Genomic DNA, 17,703 nt, shown 5'->3' on the forward strand with positions numbered 1-17,703 from the left:
GGGATTGTCGGGCGAAAATCTGTTACCGTGACGAGAGAATCCACCGGGAGGACCATCTTCATGCGCAAGCTTTGGACCGTGCTGGCAGCGCTGGCGACATTGAGCCTGACCAACTGCGGCTACAACGCGATCCAGACCAATGACGAGACGGTCAAGTCGAGTTGGTCGGAGGTGGTGAACCAGTACCAGCGGCGCGCCGATCTGGTGCCGAACCTCGTCAACTCGGTGAAGGGCTTTGCGCAGCAGGAAAAGGACGTGCTGCTCGGTGTCACCAACGCGCGCGCCAAGGTCGGCAGCATCCAGGCGACGCCCGAGGTGCTCAACGATCCGGCCGCGTTCCAGAAGTTCACGCAGGCGCAGGGTGAACTGACCAGCGCGCTGTCGCGGCTCCTGGTCGTGACGGAGAACTACCCGCAGCTGAAATCGGACGCGCTGTTCCGCGACCTGATGGCGCAGCTCGAAGGCACCGAGAACCGCATCACCGTGGCGCGCAACCGCTACATCAAGGCGGTGCAGGACTATAACGTCGGCATCCGCACCTTCCCGAACAATCTGACTGCGATGGTGTTCGGCTACAAGGAGAAGCCCAACTTCTCGGTCGAGAACGAGAAGGAGATTTCGACCGCGCCGAAGGTCGATTTCAATCCGGCGCCCGCGCCCGCGCCGGCGAAATAGCGCCGGCGTGCCCACCAACGCGATGACAGCCGCCCGCGTCTTCCTGCTGGCCTTCCTGCTGGGCTTCGTGTGCCCGGCGCGGGCCGAGGTCGCGGTGCCTCAACTCACCGGCCGCGTCGTCGATCAGACCGGGACGCTGTCGGCGAGTGACGTTGCGTCGCTGAACGACAGGCTGAAGGATCTGGAGACCCGCAAGGGCAGCCAGATCGCGGTCCTGATCGTGCCGACCACGGCTGAGGAAACGATCGAGCAGTTCTCGATCCGCGTTGCCGAGGCCTGGAAGATCGGGCGCAAGAAGGTCGACGACGGCGCGCTGCTCGTCGTCGCCAAGAACGACCGGCATTTGCGCATCGAGGTCGGCTACGGCCTCGAAGGCGTGCTGAGCGACGTCGTCACTCACCGCATCATCGACGAGGACATCACGCCGAAATTCAAGGCCGGCGATTTCGCCGGCGGTATCTCGGCCGGCGTCGACCGCATGATCCGCCTGATCAATGGCGAGCACCTGCCGGCGCCGGAGCCCGAGCATTGGCAGGGTCCCAATCTCGTCGATCTCGCCAATCCGGTGACGATCTTTGTCGTCATCATCGTGGCGAGCGTGTTGCGCGCGATGCTGGGGCGGCTGTTGGGCTCGGCCGCCACCGGTGGCATCGTCGGCGTCTTCGCCTGGATGGTGGCCGGCTCGCTCGCCACGGCCCTGGTGGTCGGGCTGTTCGCCGCCGTTGCGGCGCTGATCTTCGGCGGATTGAATTTTGGCGGTCCGGCGGCCGGCTCGGGACCGTACCGGCGTGGCGGCGGCTATTCCGGAGGCTGGTCCGGCGGCGGGGGCTGGAGCAGCGGCTCGAGCTCGAGCGACAGCGGTGGCTTCAGCGGCGGAGGCGGCAGCTTCGGCGGCGGCGGCGCTTCGGGGAGCTGGTAGGCACATGGGCATCAAGCGCATCGGCAAGCATCTGCTCGAACACCGCTGGCGCGTGCGGCGGGAGTTTCCGCCGCGCGTGCTCGATGCGATCGAGCAGGCGATCAAGGCCGGCGAGGCCACGCATTCCGGCCAGATCCGCTTCGTCGTCGAGGGTGCGCTCGACGGCGTGCCGCTGTTCCGCGACCAGCCGGCGCGGGAGCGGGCGCTCGACGTATTCGCGCACTTGCGGATCTGGGACACTCATCACAACAATGGCGTCCTGATCTATCTCTTGCTCGCCGACCGCGACGTCGAGATCGTCGCCGATCGTGGCATTGATGCGAAGGTCGGCCGCGCCGGTTGGGAAGCGATTTGCCGCGCGATGGAAACCGACTTTCGGGCGGGCCGGTTCGAGCAGGGCGTGATCAAGGGGATCGCGGCGGTGTCGCGGGAACTGGCGCAGCATTTCCCGCATGTCGCCGGAGGCCCGAACGAGCTGCCCGACAAGCCGGTGGTGATTTGAGCGACCAACGGTTGGTCCGGTGCTCCTCCCCTGGAGGGGGAGGATCGACGCGAATGCAATGAGCGGCGAGGTGGGGTGAAGGTCTCTCCGCGTGAACGCTGCCCGAGTGGAGAGATCACCCCACCTCGGTTCGCATTGCGCTGCGCTTCATGCAAACCGATCCTCCCCCTCCAGGGGAGGATAAGAATAAGAAGACCCCTACGCCTTCACCGACGGCCGCGCGCCGACGCGGTTGAACCAGGCTACGATGTTGGCGTTCGCCTGGTCCAGCGGCTGGCCGACCTGGTTGCCGAAATCGAGCCAGCAATAGAGCAGCATGTCGGCGAGCGTGAAGCGCTTGCCGCAGATGTAGTCGCGGCCGTCGGCCATCTGGTCATCAAGCCATTTGATGCGGTTGGCGGCGATCATCTTCAGCCCGGGCGAGGCCTCAGGGGCGACCGGAATGCGCTTCTCGAAGAACTTCAGCGCCTCGCCGAAGCGATAGCCGTTGGCGAGCGGCTCGGCGATGTTGAGATCGACGCGGCGCGTCCACATCCGGCATTCCGCGCGCTCTTCCGGCGTGGTGCCGATCATGGCGGGCGAGGGGTGCTTCTCCTCGAGATATTCGCAGATCGCGGTGATCTCCGAGAGGTAGTTGCCGCAGTCGAGCTCGAGCGCCGGCATCTGGCCGTGCGGATTGCGCTTCAGATGCGCTTCCTCGCGGTTCTCCCCCTTGCGCAGGTCGACGGTCTCTTTGGGCATCTCGATGCCCTTCTCCGCCATGAACATGCGCACGATGCGCGGATTGGGTCCGATCGAGTCGTAAAGCTTCATGGTCCTCGCTCCCCGTTCTTCAGCGTCATTCTTGCAGTTGTTGAACAGGCCACCCGCGGATTTGTCAAATGACTTGCTGCCGCGTGGGCTCACGCAGAGTTCGGGCAAGGCCTGGAATGAAGGCAAAGTCACGCGCCCCGTCACGTGCGGAGTTAGTCGTCGAGCTTGTTGAGGTCGCGCACCGACTGCATGATCGGCTCGAAATTCGAGCGCGCATCGAGTGCGTCGAACAGTTGCGCGGTGTCCTCGAGCAGGGCATGCGAGCGTTGCAGTGCGATCCGCACATCGTCCTGCGGCGTGTCGGACAGCCGGCCATGACCTGACAGCAGGATCTTCGAATTGAGGCCCTTCAGCCGCTCCAGCGACTGGATGTAGTCGGCGATCGAGCCGGAGCCGAACACGCCGCCCATCACCCCGCCGGGCATCAGCGTGTCGGCGGCGAACAACAGCCCCTTGTCCTGATCGAACAGCGAAATGCAGGCCGAGGTGTGGCCCGGCGTGTACATCACGTTGAGGCGGAAATTGCCGAGATCGATCAGATTGCCTTCCTCGAGCCAGATGTCGATGTCGATCGGCACGTTCGGCTCGTTGAACATCTTGCGCAGCATCGAGAAGTCGTCGCGCAGCATGATCTTGTTGGCGGCGAGCCGGTGCGCGGCGATGTAGGCGCTGCGGTGGAAATGATAGGCCGCGCCGATGTGATCGAGATGCTCGTGGCTCAGCACCACCATGTCGATCATCGCGGGCGTGATGCCGAGATGGTTCAGACAGGCGACCAGCGATGGATAGTTGGTCGACAGCCCGACGTCGATCATGATGGTCCGCTTGCTGCCGCGCACGAGATAGGCATTCGCCGCACGGTTCTTGAAGCGGATCTGGTAGACGTCGTCGGCCGCCTGGATCAGCGTGGCGACGTCGGCCTCGAACAGCGTCTTGAACGGGCTCGGTTTGCGCTCGCTCATGGGGTGGCCGCCGCTCGGTAGGTGACGGCGTTGGATGCGCGCAGACGTTTCGAGAGCGCATCCATCACCATCAGCGCGAACGCCGGCTGCTGGCTGACCAGATAGACGAAGCGGGCGTGGTTGATCCGCATCACTCGCGTCGCGGGCGCGGAGGCAATCGCGGTTGCCGAGCGCGCCGAGCCGTCGATCACGGCCATCTCGCCGAAGAACTCGCCCTTGCCGAGGCTGACGATGACCGTCTTGTTTCCGCCATTGATCTTGGCGATGTCGACGGTGCCGTCGAGCACGACAAACAGCTCGCGGCCGCTCGAGCCTTCCTCAAAAATGACGTCATCGACATCAAATTCGTTGATGCACTTCTCGATCGTCATGGCGCTCTCCTGCCTTCTGGCTGGAAGACGCCGGTATGTTAATCGGGAAACCGCCGCGCGCAAACGGAGCTGATGCAGATTGCCGCATGGCAACATCGCCTAAATCCGGCCCGGAAAACTCCCTAAAATTTAGGTAATGGCGGAGCGGGGTAACCATTTCGCAAGCAATAAAAGTTACCGAATTGTCAACCCAGTCTGGAGACTTTGAACGTGAGTGAGCAGCAGAGCGAGCCGGTCAACGGTCAAGCCGGCGCCGAGACGGCGGCGAAGAGCGAGCCCGTGATGGCCGCGGCCGTTGTCGAGGCTGTCAGGCTTGCGCCCGAGCAGGAAGAGACGTCGCCAAAAGCCGACGCGCCCAGGATGGACGCGCCGAAGGTTGAATCCCCGAAGATTGAGCCGTCCCGGCTCGATCCCATGATCGAGGCCAAGATCGACGCCAAGATCAATGCCAAGATCGAGCCGACCAACATGGACGTGCCCAAGGTCGAGACCGGCAAGCGTGAAGAGCCGCGTTTCCCGGGCAAGCTGATGATCATGGCGCCCGGTGACCGGACCTGGGACCAAGAGGCATCCGCCTCCAAGCCGGGCGCCGAGCAGGCCGCCAAACCGGCCGGCACGCGCCGGTTCGGGGCCATGGCCGCGGTCATTGCGCTGGCGACCGTGGCAGGAGCCATCGGTGGCGCGCTCGCGACCGCCGGGCTTGGCCATCTCGCCGCCCCTGCCGCTGCCTCTGTCAGGGCTGCCCAGGATGCTGCCAAGGACGCCGCCGCCAAGGAAGCGGCCGACGCCGCGCTCGCCCGGCTCGAATCCGAGGTCACTGCGCTGAAGGCCAGCGTGGAGCAGACCGCCAAGGCCGGCCAGGCCCAGTTCAGCAAGGCCAGCGACCGGATCGAGAAGGTCGAGAAGGCCCAGGCCGAGCCGATCGCCAAGCTCAACAAGCTCAGCGAGACCGTCGACAAGCTCCGCGCCCCGCAGACGACCGTCGCTGCTGCGACGCCGGCCCGCGAGGTGACCGGCTCGATCCCGCCGGCGACTGCCGCGGCAGCACCTGCGGCCCCCAGGCCCGAGGTCGGCCGCATGCCGGTGGTCGACGGCTGGGCGCTGCGCGACGTCGGCAATGGCGGCGCGCTGATCGAGGGCCGCGGCGGCATCTACGAGGTTTATGCCGGCGATCCTGTCCCCGGCCTCGGCCGCGTCGACGCCATCCGCAAGCAGGACGGCCGTTGGGTGGTCGTCACCAGCAAGGGCCTGATCGTTTCGCGTTGATCGGCGAAACACGACGATACCAAGGCGCTTCACTGCGATGTGAAGCGCCTTTTTTCTTGAATAGGGTTTGCCGTGCGGTGTTAGTGGGGCATGAGCCGCGCGCTGAAATGCCTCCTGGTGATGTCCGTTCTGCTCGGTGGCGCCGTGCCGGCACGCGCCGCGGAGGATCGCGCGCTCGAGCGCGGCGCGGCGGTGATCGATCCCGCGATCCTGCGCGAACTCGATCATGGCCGCCTCAGTCTCGGCCGGATGCTCGCGCCGGAACGTTCCGCCGACACGCCGCTGTCGAACCGCGATCTGTTCGGGTTGCCTGCGATGGTGCCGGTGCGCGAGGCGCTCGATCGCGAGTTCAATGGCTATGTCGGAAAGCACAAGGCAGGCCTGCCGAACGAGAGCATCGGCGTCGGCGACGGCTTTGCGTTCCAGCTGTTCGATCGCGCGCTGTTTGAATCCCCTGACGTTCGCTTCGTGCTGGCCGGCATCGTCAACCGCATGGACCGCGCCTATGTGGCGCCGAACAGCTGCGGCGAGATCCGGCTGATCTATCGGCTGACCCGCACCGACGTGCCGCTGATCGGCGAGAACGCGGTGTCGCAGCGGCTGCCGATGACGCTGAACCTGGTGCTGAAGGCGAAGGGCAACGGTAACGAGCCGTCGCTCAGCTGCCGCGAGATCGCGCGGCGCTGGCTCGCGACCGCCGGCACGCCGCCGGCGATGGACAGACTGTTCGGCAAGGACGGCCCGCTCGACCTGATCGATGCAGGGAATATCGATCGGATCGAGACCAATTTGCAGATCGCGCACGCGCCGAAATCCGCGGTGCGCGACTTCCGCACCGACTATGTCCTGAAAGTGTTCGACTATGACGGCGCGGCAAAACGCTTTGTCGAGGCGCCGCTGGAGAACCAGATCGATCGTGACCGGATTCTCGCCGACGAGGCGCTGAAGCGCGACTTCAAGGCGTGGCTGCTCGATCCCAGGCATTTTGCCGAGCTCGATCGCGGCACCGTGTTGATCCCCGACAAATTCCTCGCGACCGGTGCGGTGGCGCCGACGCCGACCGGTTTCGACGTCAGCGACCTGGAGCCGGAGTTCGGGATGGTGCAGGGCGAGGGGACGCCCGGCACAGCGGTGTTCTCGGAAGGTGACGTCGTCGGCGCGTTGCAGAAGGCCGCGGCCGACGGAACGAAGCTGCAAAACATCCAGTCGCTGGCCGGCTTCGAGCGGCGCCTCAACGACGTCACCTGCGCCGGCTGCCACCAGACCCGCGGCATCGGCGGCTTCCATTTCCCCGGCGTCGACTGGATGGCGGCAAAACCGTCGAACTCCACCGTGGTGCCGGCCTCGCCGCATTTCTTCGGCGACCAACCACGTCGCCGCGATATCCTCGCAAGCTTCCGCGACGGCAAGGCGCCGGACTTTTCGCGCGGCTTCTCCAACCGGCCGCAACTGCGCGCCAGCGCCGAGCTTGCCGGCACCGAATACAGCGACGGCTGGGGCGCGCATTGCTATCTGCCGGGCGCCAGGCCGGCCGAGACCGACCGCAGCTTTCGCGGCTGGACCTGCGCCGAAGGCCTCGCCTGCCAGGTCGCGGGGAAGATCTCACGGATGGGGATGTGCTTCGTGAAGGGCCGGTAATTCCGGCCGGAACCGAAGCGGCTGCGCGTCATTATTTGATGCTACATTGCGGTTCGCGACCACGACCCGAACAGCCCAGCCCTTGAGCGGAGACCGGCGGATGAGTGCTCCCGAGCAGGACAAGCAGCGCAACCGCGAGATCGCGGCCAACGAGGCCGAGCGTCAGGCGGTCAGCGCCGTCCGCGTCAGCAGCTGGGCGATCGGGCTTGCGGTCATCATCGGCATTATTGTCGTGGCCCTGGTCTGGTCCTGGCTGAAGCGCTGATCCCTTAGGTGTAGTGCTTCAGGCGCGGGCCGGGCAGCAAATCATAGGCCGATTTCCACCCGGGCAGCGCGGCGATGCGGCCGAGCCAGGCGCTGATGTTGGGATGGCTGGTCGCGAAATCGTAGCCGGTCTCGCTGCTCGGATAATGCAGATAGGCCATCATCGAGAAATCCGACACCGTCGGCCGCGCCCCGATCATGAAGGCGTTGTTGCCGACATGCTGGTCGAGGATGCCGAGGAAATCGTCGAGCCGCGCGCGGAAATACTTCAGCACCTTCGGATCGGCTGACGGCGTGAAGGTGCGCATGAAGCGATAGGTCGCCATGTAGCCGGAGAGCTTCTGGTTGTCCCAGAACAGCCAGCGCAACAGCTCGAATTTCTCCGCAGGCGTTTCGCCGCCGAATTTTCCGTATTGTTCGGCAAGCTGCAGCAGGATCGGCGCGGTCTGGGTGCGGCGCTCGCCGTCGACCTCGAGCACCGGGATCTCGCCCATCTCGTTGACGGTGGAGCGCCATTCCGCGGTCCGCGTGACGCCGCCGCCGAAATCGGTCCACACCGGCTCGAACGTCTCGCCGCACAGCGTGAGCATTAGCGCGAGCTTGTAGCTGTTGCCGGATTCCGGGAAGTAGTGCAGGCGGTAGCGGGGCATGTTGGACGCCTTCCGATGATGGAGAACTCGCGGACCAGGTAGCCCGGATGCAGCGCAGCGGAATCCGGGGGCAGGTCTTGCAAGCCGATCACGCAATCCCGGATTTCGCTTCGCTCCATCCGGGCTAGATCCTTGTCGACTTACTCGACGATACGTATAATCCGCAAAACAGAACATTTGTTCTGTCGATTCTGCATGGCAGGACTGAGCGGCAATCGATGAAGCGGAGCGAACCGGAGAGTGGAGGCCGCGAGCGTCCGGTGATGGAGGCGACGCTCCGGATCATCGGGCGCAAGGGCCTCGACGGCGTGACCCACCGGGCGGTGGCGGTCGAGGCCGGCCTGTCGCTCGGCGCGATCACCCATCACTTCAAGACGCGCGACGCGCTGATCGATGGCGCCCTTCGTTTTGCCCTGGCTCGCGAGACGGGCCGCCTGCAAGCGCTGGCGCTCAGCCTGCAAGGCAAGGCGTTCGATGTCGAGGCGTGGCTGGAATCCCTGGTGGGCTGGTACGATCACGAGCTGAAGACGAGGGCCGAGATCCACATCGCCTGTTACGAAGCCTTCCTGGCCGCCGCGCGCAGCGAGCGCTACCGGACCGTGGTCGAGGGGTGGTTCGGCATCTGGCGGCAAAGCGCCGAGCTCGCCTTGCGCGCGGGCGGCTCCGCGGAGCCGCGCCGGCATGCGGAATTGTTCGTGTCCGCGCTGATCGGCATGCTGCTGCAGCAGCTCGCAACGCCCCGCCGCGGATTTCGGCGAGAGATGGCAGCGAGCCTGCTTGCGTTGATCAGGGGCCTGATCGGCGCAAGGGCTTAGCTACGTAGCCCGGATGGAGCGAAGCGCAATCCGGGGCAGGTCTCGCAAGCGGATCATGCTTTCCCGGATTTCGCTTCGCTTCATCCGGGCTACGGATGTCGTTGTGCGGAGCGATCGCGCGCATCGCTCGCAATGACGACCAGGTTCGATTTGGCTACGCCACCGCGCCGGACGCGCGCAGCTTCTGGATCGCGGCCTCGTCGTAGCCGGCCTGGCGCAGGATCTCATCGGAGTGCTCGCCGACCTCGGGCGGCTTGCGCGGCTGCACCTTCCTGGCGCCGTCGATGAAGATCGGGCTGTTGACGGTCAGCATGGTGTCGTTCTCGAAGCGCACCAGCACCTCGTTCTCGATCATCTGCTTGTCGTTCGGGATGTCGTCGAGGATGCCGACGACGCCGAACACCAGGCCGTTGCCGTCGAGGATCTCGCGCCATTCGGCGAGATCCTTGCCGGCGAACACCGCGTCGAAGATCTTGATCAGCTCGACCGAGCGCGCATGGCGGTCCGCCTTGGTGGCGAAGCGCGCATCGGCGAGGAGGTCCTCGCGGCCCATGCAGCGCGCCAGGGTCGGCCACTGCCGGTCCTCGTTGAGCAGCGACAGGATCAGCCAGCGGCCGTCCTTGCACTTGTAGTGGTTGGTGACGGCATTGAGCGCCTCTTCGCGCGGCTTGCGCTTCTTGAACTTGGCGCCGGCGAGCTTGGCCTGCGCCAGCACGCCGTTGGCCCAGACGCCGTTGGCCATCAGATTGGTCGAGACATGCGAGCCCTTGCCGGTCTTCTCGCGCTGGAACAGCGCGGTGACGATCGCGCCGTAGAACGCCATCGCGCAGGGATGATCGCCCATACCGGCGACCGAGCGGGCCGGCGTGGTATCCTCGTCGGCGCGCACCAGATCCATCAGGCCGGAGCGGGCCCAATAGGCGTTGGAGTCGAAGCCGGGCTTGTTGGCCTCTTCGCCCTTCTCGCCGTAACCGGTGAAGGAGGCATAGATCAGCCGGTCGTTGAGATGGGCAAGATGATCGTAGGTGATGCCGAGCTTCTGGCGCACCTGCGGCGGCATGTTGGTGATGAACACGTCGGCCTCGGCGACGAGCTTGTAGAGCACCTCGCGCGCGTCCGGCTTGGTGAGGTCGAGCGCGAGGCTCTTCTTGTTGCGGGCCTCGAGCATCCACGCGAAATTGTGCTCGCTTGCAGGATAGCCGGGCAAATTGGGCAGATTGCGGTAGGGGTCGCCGGCGCCCGGCGGCTCGATCTTGATGACGTCGGCGCCGAAGTCGGAGAGCACGGTGGCGGCCGCGGGCGCCGCGATGAAGCTCGCGCAGTCCAGGACCTTGAGCCCGTCAAAAATGCCTTTTTCCATCGTGCCGTCGCTCCCGTGGCGCTTGTTGGTGTTTTTCCGGTAGCTGGAATTATCGCGTGCGATGATCCCGATCGGACCGCCATTTGACCCATCTCGGGGGCACGATGCAACGGCACTTTCTTACCCTCCCTTTCACCCTCCCCTGGAGGGGGAGGGTCGGTTCGCATGGAGCGAAGCGCAATGCGAAACGGGGTGGGGTGATCTCTCAACACGGGCGGCGTTCGAGTGGAGAGACTGTCACCCCACCCCGCCGCTCATTTCATTCGCGTCGACCCTCCCCCTCCAGGGGAGGGTGCGCACCCACTTACTCCACCCCCGCCATCAGCGCGGCATTGCCGCCCGCGGCGGCGGTGTTGATCGTCACCGTCTGCTCGGTCGCGAAGCGCGTCAGGTAATGCGGGCCGCCGGCCTTGGGGCCGGTGCCGGAGAGGCCGCTGCCGCCGAACGGCTGCACGCCGACGACCGCGCCGATCATGTTGCGGTTGACATAGATGTTGCCGACCTGGAGGCGGTCGATCACGTGCTCGATCGTGTCGTCGATGCGTGAGTGGATGCCGAGCGTGAGCCCAAATCCAGTCGCCTCGATCGCCGCCAGCACGTCGCCGAACCGCTCGGCACGGTAACGCACGACATGCAGGATCGGGCCGAACACCTCCTCACGCAGTTGGCTTGCGGCCGAGAGCTCGAAGATATGCGGCGCGACGAAATTGCCTGCCGGCGCCTCGCCGGCGAGATGCACCCGTGCTTCCTGCTTCATCCGCGCGATATGCGCGTCGAGCCGCTGCTTGGCCTCGGCATCGATCACGGGTCCGATATGCGTCGACGGTGCGGAGGGATCGCCGATCTTCAGTTCGCGCGCGGCGCCGGCGATCATCTCGATCATGCGGTCGGCGACGTCGTCCTGCACGAATAGCAGCCGCAGCGCCGAGCAGCGCTGGCCGGCGGAACGGAACGCGGAGGTGACGACATCGTCGGCGACCTGCTCGGGCAGCGCAGTGGCATCGACGATCATCGCATTGATGCCGCCGGTCTCGGCGATCAGCGGTACGATCGGGCCGTCCTTGGCCGCCAGCGTCCGGTTGATCGAGCGCGCCACGTCCGTCGAGCCGGTGAAGACCACGCCGGCGATGCCGGGATGGCTGACCAGCGCGGCGCCGGCCGCGCCGTCGCCCTGAACCAGATGCAACGCCGTTGCCGGCACGCCGGCCTGATGCAGCAGGGCGATGGCCTCGGCCGCGATCCGCGGGGTCTGCTCAGCCGGCTTTGCGATCACCGCGTTGCCGGCCATCAGCGCGGCCGTCACCTGGCCGAGGAAGATCGCGAGCGGGAAATTCCATGGCGAGATCGCGACGAAGGCGCCGCGGCCGCGCAGCTCCAGCATGTTGCTTTCGCCGGTCGGCCCGGGCATCGCCTCGCCTTGCCCGAACAGCTTCCGGCCGAGCGCTGCATAGTAGCGGCAGAAGTCGATCGCCTCGCGCACCTCCGAGAGTGCGTCGTCGAGCGTCTTGCCGCCTTCGCTCTGCAGCAAGGCGAGGAAGCGCGCGCGCCGCTGCTCGAGCAGGTCCGCGGCCTTCTCAAGGATCGCCGCACGTTCGGTGGCCGGGGTACCGTTCCACGCCTTGAAGCCGCCGCGGGCGGCGGCGACCGCGGCATTCGCCTGTTCGACCGTCGACGTCGCGACCATGCCTGACGCCGCCTTGGGTTCGATGGCAATCGAAGACGTCAGCGCGTCGAGCGCCTTTCGTTCGCCGAACTCGATGCCGTGCGAATTCTCGCGCTGCGGCCGATAGAGATCGGCGGGCAACGGAATTCCGGAGTGAGCAGCATTGTTGTCGACGCCGATGATCTCGGCCGGGCGGCGCAGCAGGTCCACGATGGATACGCGATTATCCGCGGCCAGCGCCACGAAGGACGAGTTGGCGCCGTTCTCGAGCAGCCGGCGCACCAGATAGGCGAGCAGGTCGCGGTGGCTGCCGACCGGCGCATAAGTGCGATGGGCGATCTCCGGCCTGTCCTCGTCGAGCTGTGCGTAGAGCGCCTCGCCCATGCCGTGCAGCCGCTGGAATTCGAAGCTCGCGGGATCGTCTGACAGTTCGAGGATGGTCGCGACCGTCAGCGCGTTGTGGGTGGCGAACTGCGGAAACAGCCGCGGCCGCAGCGCGAGCAGCTTTCGCGCGCAGGCGACATAGTTCAGGTCGGTCATCGCCTTGCGGGTGAACACCGGATAGCCGTCGAGCCCGCGCTCCTGCGCGCGCTTGATCTCGGTGTCCCAATAGGCGCCCTTGACCAGGCGCACCATCATCCTGCGGTTGAGCGCGCGCGTGAGTGCATCGATATAATCGATCACCTCAGTGGCGCGCTTCTGATAGGCCTGAATCGCAAGCCCAAAGCCGCTCCAGCCGGCGAACGACGGATCGGCGAACGCGGCTGCGATGACGTCGAGCGACAGCTCCAGCCGGTCGGCTTCCTCGGCATCGACGGTGAAGTTGAGGTCGAACGCCTTGGCGCGGCGCGCAAGATCGATGAGCTGCGGCACCAGCTCGGTCATCACCCGGGCGTGGCTGACCGCCTCGAAGCGCGGATGCAGCGCGGAGAGTTTGACGGAGATGCCGGGCCGGTCGGGCAGGGCCTGATCGCCGGCCGCCTTGCCGATCGCGTCGATCGCGCGGGCGTAGGATTCGAAATAGCGGCGGGCATCGTCGGCGGTGCGGGCGCCCTCGCCGAGCATGTCGAAGGAATAGCGCGAGCCGCGCGCGGTGTGTGATTGCGCCCGCGCCAGCGCCGCCTCGATGGTCTCGCCGAGCACGAAATGGCTGCCCATCAGCCGCATCGCCTGCCGGGTTGCGGCACGCACTGCCGGCGCGCCGAGCCGCTTGGTCAGCCGCCCGATCGTGCCCTGCGGCGTCTCGCCGGGCTGGATCACGCGGGCCGACATGCCGAGCGCCCAGGCCGAGGCGTTGACCATGAACGCGCTCGATCTGGTCTCGTGGTTGACGAAGTCGCCCTGGCCGAGCTTGTCCTCGATGAACTGGTCGGCGGTGCGCGCGTCGGGCACCCGCAGCAGCGCCTCCGCCAGTACCATCAGCGCCAGGCCCTCCTTGGTCGACAGCGCAAACTCGCGAAGCATGTCCTCGACCCCGCCGAGCGGATCGTCGTTGGCCCTGATCGCCTCGATCAGGCGCCGCGCGGTGCGGTCGACCCCGGCCTCCTGGTCCGCGCCAAGCCTGGCGTCCTGGCGCAGGCGGCCGGCGATCGCGGTGTCATCGGGGGCGTAGGGCGCGCTGAACGGGGGCGGGAGCGGGGACGGGTCTGGCATGGCGGTTCCTTGGCGGTCCTTGGCGATTCCTTGGGGTTGCACGGGAACACCTACGCGCGGTCGCACCGTAGTTCGATAGACAAATTAGCATATTTGCCTTAGAAAATAAGGATCAAGTCAGGTATTGCCTTATATATGACAGAGATAGACAAGATAGACCGCAAAATCCTCTCGATCCTGCAAGGGGATGGCCGGATTGCCAATGTGGAACTGGCCGAGAGGATTGGCCTGTCGCCGACCTCGGTTGGCGAGCGGTTGAAGCGCTTGCAGCGCGACGGCTTCGTCGAGGGCTATGGCGCGCGGCTCAATCCGCACCGGCTCGGCCTCGGCCTCCTGGTGTTCGTCGAGGTGCTGCTCGACAAGACCACGCCCGATGTGTTTGAGCGCTTCGCCAAGGCAGTCCAGATCGCGCCGGAAGTGCTGGAGTGTCACATGGTGGCCGGCGGCTTCGACTATCTGGTCAAGGCGCGCGTCGCCAACATGACCGCCTATCGCAGGTTTCTCGGCGAGACCCTGCTGGCGCTGCCGGGCGTGCGCGAGACGCGAACCTACGCGGTGATGGAGGAAGTCAAGCGCGACGCGCCGCTTCCGGTCGGCTGATGGGCTCCGGATCTGATCCACAGCCATGCGCAGGATGTCTTGGCATCGCGACGCACCCGCGATAATTCTGCCCTCAGTTGGGGGCCGCAACATGGACGATGCCAATCAGCCGATAGGTGCGAAGCGAACCGGGGTTGCCGGCGCGTTATGCGCAGCCGTCTTGTCCCTCTCCGCGATGACGCCGTCCCGCGCGGCCGAGTTCAGCTCCGGCATCATGCAGCTCTATACATCGGTCTCGATCTATCCACCGTCGGCCTCGGCGATGACGGTGTGCTACGGCTTCGTCTGCCGGCGCCGCGAGATGCTCGACTTCAGCGGAGCCGACCGGGCGGCCTTGGCCAGGATCATGGCCACGGGCCGCGCCAACGCCGCCGCCGAACGCGCGGCCGTGCAGAAGGCCGTGATCTGGTTCGACCGTCGGATGGGGCCGATCCTCGGCACCGACAAGCGCGTGGCGAAAGCGGACTTCCGCGCCAACGACGACAAGCACAATTACGATTGCTGGGACACGACGCGCAACACGACCAGCCTGATGCTGGTGATGCAATCGTGGAACCTGTTCAAGTTCCATGACGTCGGGGATCCCCACTATCGCGGATTTTCGCTGGGCCAAACGCCGCACAACACCGCCGTTCTGCTCGAACGCGCCACCAAGGTGGAATGGGCCGTCGATCTCTGGCCCCGCGGCTATCTGCAACCGCCTGACGTCATGACCGTCGCCAAATGGGTGACGGAAGATTGAGCGGCTGAACGTTCCCGCCGCGCGCGTTGCGTTCACGGCGCAGCATTTTCCGTCACCGCCCGGGCATGATGGAGAGAGACACATCCCGCGATTGTCTGTGAGGCTGACGTGCGGCCGGCCACAGCAATGGGGCAGTGCCGGATGTAATGGTCAAATGGCCAATAGCGGCACGCGATCGGTGGCGGCCGAAAAAAGTTCAACGCCGTGGCGCGCGGGCGCCGTGCCCGCTCCGCCGAACGTCACGTCGTGTGATGTTGGATCGGCCCTCACTCCCGGATCGTGTCCGAGAGTGCGCCGCTGGATCTTGCGCGGTGCGCTAGACCTTGAGGTTCTCGGCTGATGTCTTGCCGCGATTGGCAATCTCTTCGTATTCAACGGACTGGCCTTCGTTGAGGCTCTGAAGACCGGCCTTCTGAACTGCTGAAATATGAACGAAAATGTCCTTGCCGCCTGTTGCGGGCTGGATGAATCCATAACCCTTGGTCGGGTTGAACCACTTCACTGTACCTTTGGGCATTCCAGTCGTCTCCACGGAATCAATCGAAAACAGACCAGTCGGTCCCCGCACAAACCGGCTTGTCCGTACCGCACAGGATAGCAGTTTGAAAAAAGCTGGGTAGATCAAACCACGGTGTGTTTTTGCCCGGAAACAACCCGCTTTGCAGGTTTTGGCGGCGGATTGCCTGTTTCGTGGTCAATTGATGCGCTGCAAAAAAGGTCGTTCCACTGAACCAAATTGGATCAATAGCCCCGCGCGCGGGCGTTCGGCCGGCGCGCGGGGGATGGATCAGCCGCGTCTCAATAGGTCGCGGAAAGATACTCGACGATCTTGCCGACGTCGGCCTGGTCGATCGGCGCGCCGTAGACCTTGATCATCTTGGTCACCTCGGCCTGCCAGAAGTCCTTCTTGAACTTCTCGCCCTGCGGCTGGGTCTTGATGTAGTCGGCCGAGTGGCAGGCGGTGCAGTTGTTCTGCACCAAGTCGAGGTTGGGACCGGGCTTGAAGGTCGCAGTCTCCTCGGGAAGCGCGTAGTTGACGGGCGCGGCAACAGCTGTGCCGATCGACAGCATGGCGATCGCGGCGAGGGAGGGAAGCAGCTTGCTGGTCATGATGCTTCTCCTCACGCCGCGGTGACGCGCACGGTTTCGACGACGTTGCGCAGATAGCCGGCGGGATTCCACAACGGATCCATCGGCTGGCTGTCGCCGGCATTGTTGGTGGCGCGCACCTTCAGCTCCGAGGCGCCGGCCGGAAGTGCCACTTTCAGCTTCCATTCACGGAAAGCGTATTTGCCGAGATCCTTGCCGAGCTTGGCCGGCGTCCAGCTCTTGCCGCCGTCGATCGAGACCGCGACCTCCTTGATGCCCTTGCCGCCGTCGAAGGCGATGCCGCGCAGCGTGGTGCGGCCGGCCTTCAGCTTGGCGCCGTCGGCAACGCTGGTGATGAATGAACGCACCGTGAAGCGGTTGATCGGGATCGTCGCCTTTGGTGCAGTGCCGGGCTCGACCGCATTGTTCGGCGTGTCCGGAATCCGGTAGGCCGACTTCATCCAGAAGCCCTCGAAGACGTTGTCGATCACGGTGATCTCGTTGAGGTGCTTCACCCAATAGGTGCCGTAATAGCCGGGCACCACGAGGCGGAGCGGGAAGCCGTTGAGGAACGGCAGGTCCTCGCCGTTCATGCCCCAGGCCAGCATCACCTCGCCGTCGCGCGCATGGTCGATGTCGAGCGCCTTCACGAAGTCGGGCGTCGTGTCCATCACCGGACCGTCCATGCCATTGAAGGTGACCTGCTTGGCGCCGGCCTGCACGCCGGCCATGTCGAGCACGGTCTTCAGCGGCACGCCGTGCCAGCGCGCGCAGCCCATCGCGCCGTTGCCGAGCTGACCGCCGGCGACGCGCGGATTGAAGAAGCCGCGGCTGTTGCCGGAGCACTGGTTGACGGCGACGAGATCGGTCGCCTTCAGCTTCCGGATCTCCTTCAGCGACAGCCTCACGGGCTTGTCGACCTTGCCCTTGATCTCGAGCGTGAAGGTGTCCGGATCCAGATCGTAGGGGATGCCGGCGAGGTGATAGCGGACGAAGAACGCGTTGTTCGGCGTGAGCGGACCGTCGTTGAAGATCGCAAATGGCGTTTCCAGCTGCGGTGGCCGGGCGGTCAGGCCGATCATCGGGCGCTTCAGCGGGTAGCGCACCAGCGGGCGTTCGCCATTGCCGAAGGGCAGCGTCACGGTGTCGAGGGCGAATGCGCCCCTTGATCCCAGCCCCGTCACCAAAGCGGCCAACCCGGCGCGCTTCATCAAGTCTCGTCGATCGAGCATTCCGCTTCCTCCGAAGCTGTTCTGTCGTGAGCTGGTCATCACCAGGCTCACCTTGGCTTGCGCGCCTACGCATCATGGAATGCGCGCGGCGACAAATGTCGCATCGGGCAACTGCAAGTCAATTGAGCTTTCGCAGCGTCCACTGCCGCTGCGTCGCAACAACGAAAAGCCCCGGCCGCATCAGACGACCGGGGCATTTCCGTCGAGAAGAAGGTTCGATCAGTAGCAGACGTTCACGGTGCGATAGCGATAGCCGTAGGGCGTCATCACCAGGCGGGTGACGTAGCAGCCGGAGTCGACGAAGCCGACGGAGATGCCGGGGCCGCCCCAGAAGTGATGGTGGTACGGATGCCAGAAGAAAGGCTTGGCCGAAGCCGAGGTCGGCGCCAGCGCGGCGGCAGCAAGCGTTGCGGCAGTCGCGAGAGCAAGCGTGACTTTGCGAAGCATGGTCGTCTCCTTCAGATGCGCGTTGAACTCTGTCGCGGCGCG

At 65.3% G+C, this 17,703-nt stretch carries 19 protein-coding genes; 9 read left to right on the forward strand and 10 right to left on the reverse strand.

From position 1 onward, the window contains the following. Nucleotides 1-60 precede the first annotated feature (60 nt). The 3 genes from AAFG13_RS34330 to AAFG13_RS34340 are packed head-to-tail and all read left to right on the forward strand — an operon-like array spanning nucleotide 61 to nucleotide 2,096. Nucleotides 61-675 carry a LemA family protein gene (locus AAFG13_RS34330; RefSeq protein ID WP_342709530.1) on the forward strand — a complete coding sequence of 205 codons (615 nt, stop codon included), beginning with the start codon at nucleotides 61-63 and terminating at the stop codon, nucleotides 673-675. Nucleotides 676-697: 22 nt separating this feature from the next. Then, nucleotides 698-1,594 (forward strand): YgcG family protein, encoded by an 897-nt coding sequence (locus AAFG13_RS34335; protein WP_342713449.1) that lies wholly within the window; start codon nucleotides 698-700, stop codon nucleotides 1,592-1,594. A gap of 4 nt (nucleotides 1,595-1,598) precedes the next feature. Beyond that, complete coding sequence (locus AAFG13_RS34340; protein ID WP_212319442.1) at nucleotides 1,599-2,096, forward strand: TPM domain-containing protein; 498 nt, start codon at nucleotides 1,599-1,601, stop codon at nucleotides 2,094-2,096. 198 nt (nucleotides 2,097-2,294) lie between these two features. Here AAFG13_RS34340 and AAFG13_RS34345 read toward each other — a convergent pair whose 3' ends face one another. The 3 genes from AAFG13_RS34345 to AAFG13_RS34355 all read right to left on the reverse strand — a co-directional run bounded on the left by AAFG13_RS34345 (nucleotide 2,295) and on the right by AAFG13_RS34355 (nucleotide 4,242). Then, complete coding sequence (locus AAFG13_RS34345; protein ID WP_342709531.1) at nucleotides 2,295-2,909, reverse strand: glutathione S-transferase family protein; 615 nt, start codon at nucleotides 2,907-2,909, stop codon at nucleotides 2,295-2,297. A gap of 152 nt (nucleotides 2,910-3,061) precedes the next feature. After that, complete coding sequence (locus AAFG13_RS34350) at nucleotides 3,062-3,871, reverse strand: MBL fold metallo-hydrolase (RefSeq protein WP_342709532.1); 810 nt, start codon at nucleotides 3,869-3,871, stop codon at nucleotides 3,062-3,064. Further along, the gene (locus AAFG13_RS34355) at nucleotides 3,868-4,242 is read right to left on the reverse strand and encodes a cyclic nucleotide-binding domain-containing protein (RefSeq protein WP_212319448.1); all 375 of its coding nucleotides are present in this window, start codon (nucleotides 4,240-4,242) and stop codon (nucleotides 3,868-3,870) included. Before AAFG13_RS34355 ends, AAFG13_RS34350 begins: the two co-directional genes overlap by 4 nt. Before the next feature lie 204 nt (nucleotides 4,243-4,446). Here AAFG13_RS34355 and AAFG13_RS34360 point away from each other — a divergent pair, with 204 nt between their 5' ends. The 3 genes from AAFG13_RS34360 (at nucleotide 4,447) to AAFG13_RS34370 (ending at nucleotide 7,411) form a co-directional block, all read left to right on the forward strand. Next, nucleotides 4,447-5,508 (forward strand): hypothetical protein, encoded by a 1,062-nt coding sequence (locus tag AAFG13_RS34360; protein WP_342709533.1) that lies wholly within the window; start codon nucleotides 4,447-4,449, stop codon nucleotides 5,506-5,508. A 90-nt stretch (nucleotides 5,509-5,598) separates the two neighbouring features. Beyond that, nucleotides 5,599-7,146, forward strand: a complete 1,548-nt coding sequence (locus AAFG13_RS34365; RefSeq protein ID WP_342709534.1) for a hypothetical protein — start codon at nucleotides 5,599-5,601, stop codon at nucleotides 7,144-7,146. A gap of 100 nt (nucleotides 7,147-7,246) precedes the next feature. Further along, nucleotides 7,247-7,411, forward strand: a complete 165-nt coding sequence (locus AAFG13_RS34370; protein WP_342709535.1) for a hypothetical protein — start codon at nucleotides 7,247-7,249, stop codon at nucleotides 7,409-7,411. Between the two features lie 4 nt (nucleotides 7,412-7,415). Here the strand turns inward: AAFG13_RS34370 and AAFG13_RS34375 are convergent, their stop codons facing one another. Then, nucleotides 7,416-8,060 carry a glutathione S-transferase family protein gene (locus tag AAFG13_RS34375; RefSeq protein WP_342709536.1) on the reverse strand — a complete coding sequence of 215 codons (645 nt, stop codon included), beginning with the start codon at nucleotides 8,058-8,060 and terminating at the stop codon, nucleotides 7,416-7,418. A gap of 218 nt (nucleotides 8,061-8,278) precedes the next feature. On the opposite strand from AAFG13_RS34375, the gene AAFG13_RS34380 reads away from it, so the two are divergent. Continuing rightward, nucleotides 8,279-8,875: a TetR family transcriptional regulator gene (locus AAFG13_RS34380; RefSeq protein WP_342709537.1), complete on the forward strand. Its 597-nt coding sequence runs from the start codon at nucleotides 8,279-8,281 to the stop codon at nucleotides 8,873-8,875. A gap of 154 nt (nucleotides 8,876-9,029) precedes the next feature. Here the strand turns inward: AAFG13_RS34380 and AAFG13_RS34385 are convergent, their stop codons facing one another. Next, complete coding sequence (locus AAFG13_RS34385; protein WP_342709538.1) at nucleotides 9,030-10,235, reverse strand: CoA transferase; 1,206 nt, start codon at nucleotides 10,233-10,235, stop codon at nucleotides 9,030-9,032. 304 nt (nucleotides 10,236-10,539) lie between these two features. Beyond that, nucleotides 10,540-13,551, reverse strand: a complete 3,012-nt coding sequence (gene putA, locus AAFG13_RS34390) for a bifunctional proline dehydrogenase/L-glutamate gamma-semialdehyde dehydrogenase PutA (protein WP_342709539.1) — start codon at nucleotides 13,549-13,551, stop codon at nucleotides 10,540-10,542. Nucleotides 13,552-13,686: 135 nt separating this feature from the next. Between putA and AAFG13_RS34395 the strand changes: the two genes are divergently transcribed. Further along, complete coding sequence (locus AAFG13_RS34395) at nucleotides 13,687-14,151, forward strand: Lrp/AsnC ligand binding domain-containing protein (RefSeq protein WP_212319462.1); 465 nt, start codon at nucleotides 13,687-13,689, stop codon at nucleotides 14,149-14,151. Between the two features lie 175 nt (nucleotides 14,152-14,326). Continuing rightward, nucleotides 14,327-14,893 (forward strand): hypothetical protein, encoded by a 567-nt coding sequence (locus AAFG13_RS34400; protein ID WP_342713450.1) that lies wholly within the window; start codon nucleotides 14,327-14,329, stop codon nucleotides 14,891-14,893. Between the two features lie 316 nt (nucleotides 14,894-15,209). On the opposite strand, the gene AAFG13_RS34405 is transcribed toward AAFG13_RS34400, so the two are convergent. The 4 genes from AAFG13_RS34405 to AAFG13_RS34420 form a co-directional block, all read right to left on the reverse strand. Beyond that, nucleotides 15,210-15,410, reverse strand: a complete 201-nt coding sequence (locus tag AAFG13_RS34405; RefSeq protein ID WP_021079749.1) for a cold-shock protein — start codon at nucleotides 15,408-15,410, stop codon at nucleotides 15,210-15,212. 281 nt (nucleotides 15,411-15,691) lie between these two features. Further along, on the reverse strand, nucleotides 15,692-16,003 hold the full coding sequence (locus tag AAFG13_RS34410) for a cytochrome c (RefSeq protein ID WP_212319466.1): 312 nt from the start codon (nucleotides 16,001-16,003) through the stop codon (nucleotides 15,692-15,694). Between the two features lie 11 nt (nucleotides 16,004-16,014). Further along, nucleotides 16,015-17,214, reverse strand: coding sequence for a molybdopterin-dependent oxidoreductase (locus tag AAFG13_RS34415; RefSeq protein WP_342709540.1), 1,200 nt, complete (start codon nucleotides 17,212-17,214; stop codon nucleotides 16,015-16,017). Nucleotides 17,215-17,433: 219 nt separating this feature from the next. After that, complete coding sequence (locus AAFG13_RS34420) at nucleotides 17,434-17,661, reverse strand: hypothetical protein (RefSeq protein ID WP_176529489.1); 228 nt, start codon at nucleotides 17,659-17,661, stop codon at nucleotides 17,434-17,436. Nucleotides 17,662-17,703 lie beyond the last annotated feature (42 nt).

The organism is Bradyrhizobium sp. B124, assembly GCF_038967635.1.
Taxonomy (GTDB): domain Bacteria; phylum Pseudomonadota; class Alphaproteobacteria; order Rhizobiales; family Xanthobacteraceae; genus Bradyrhizobium.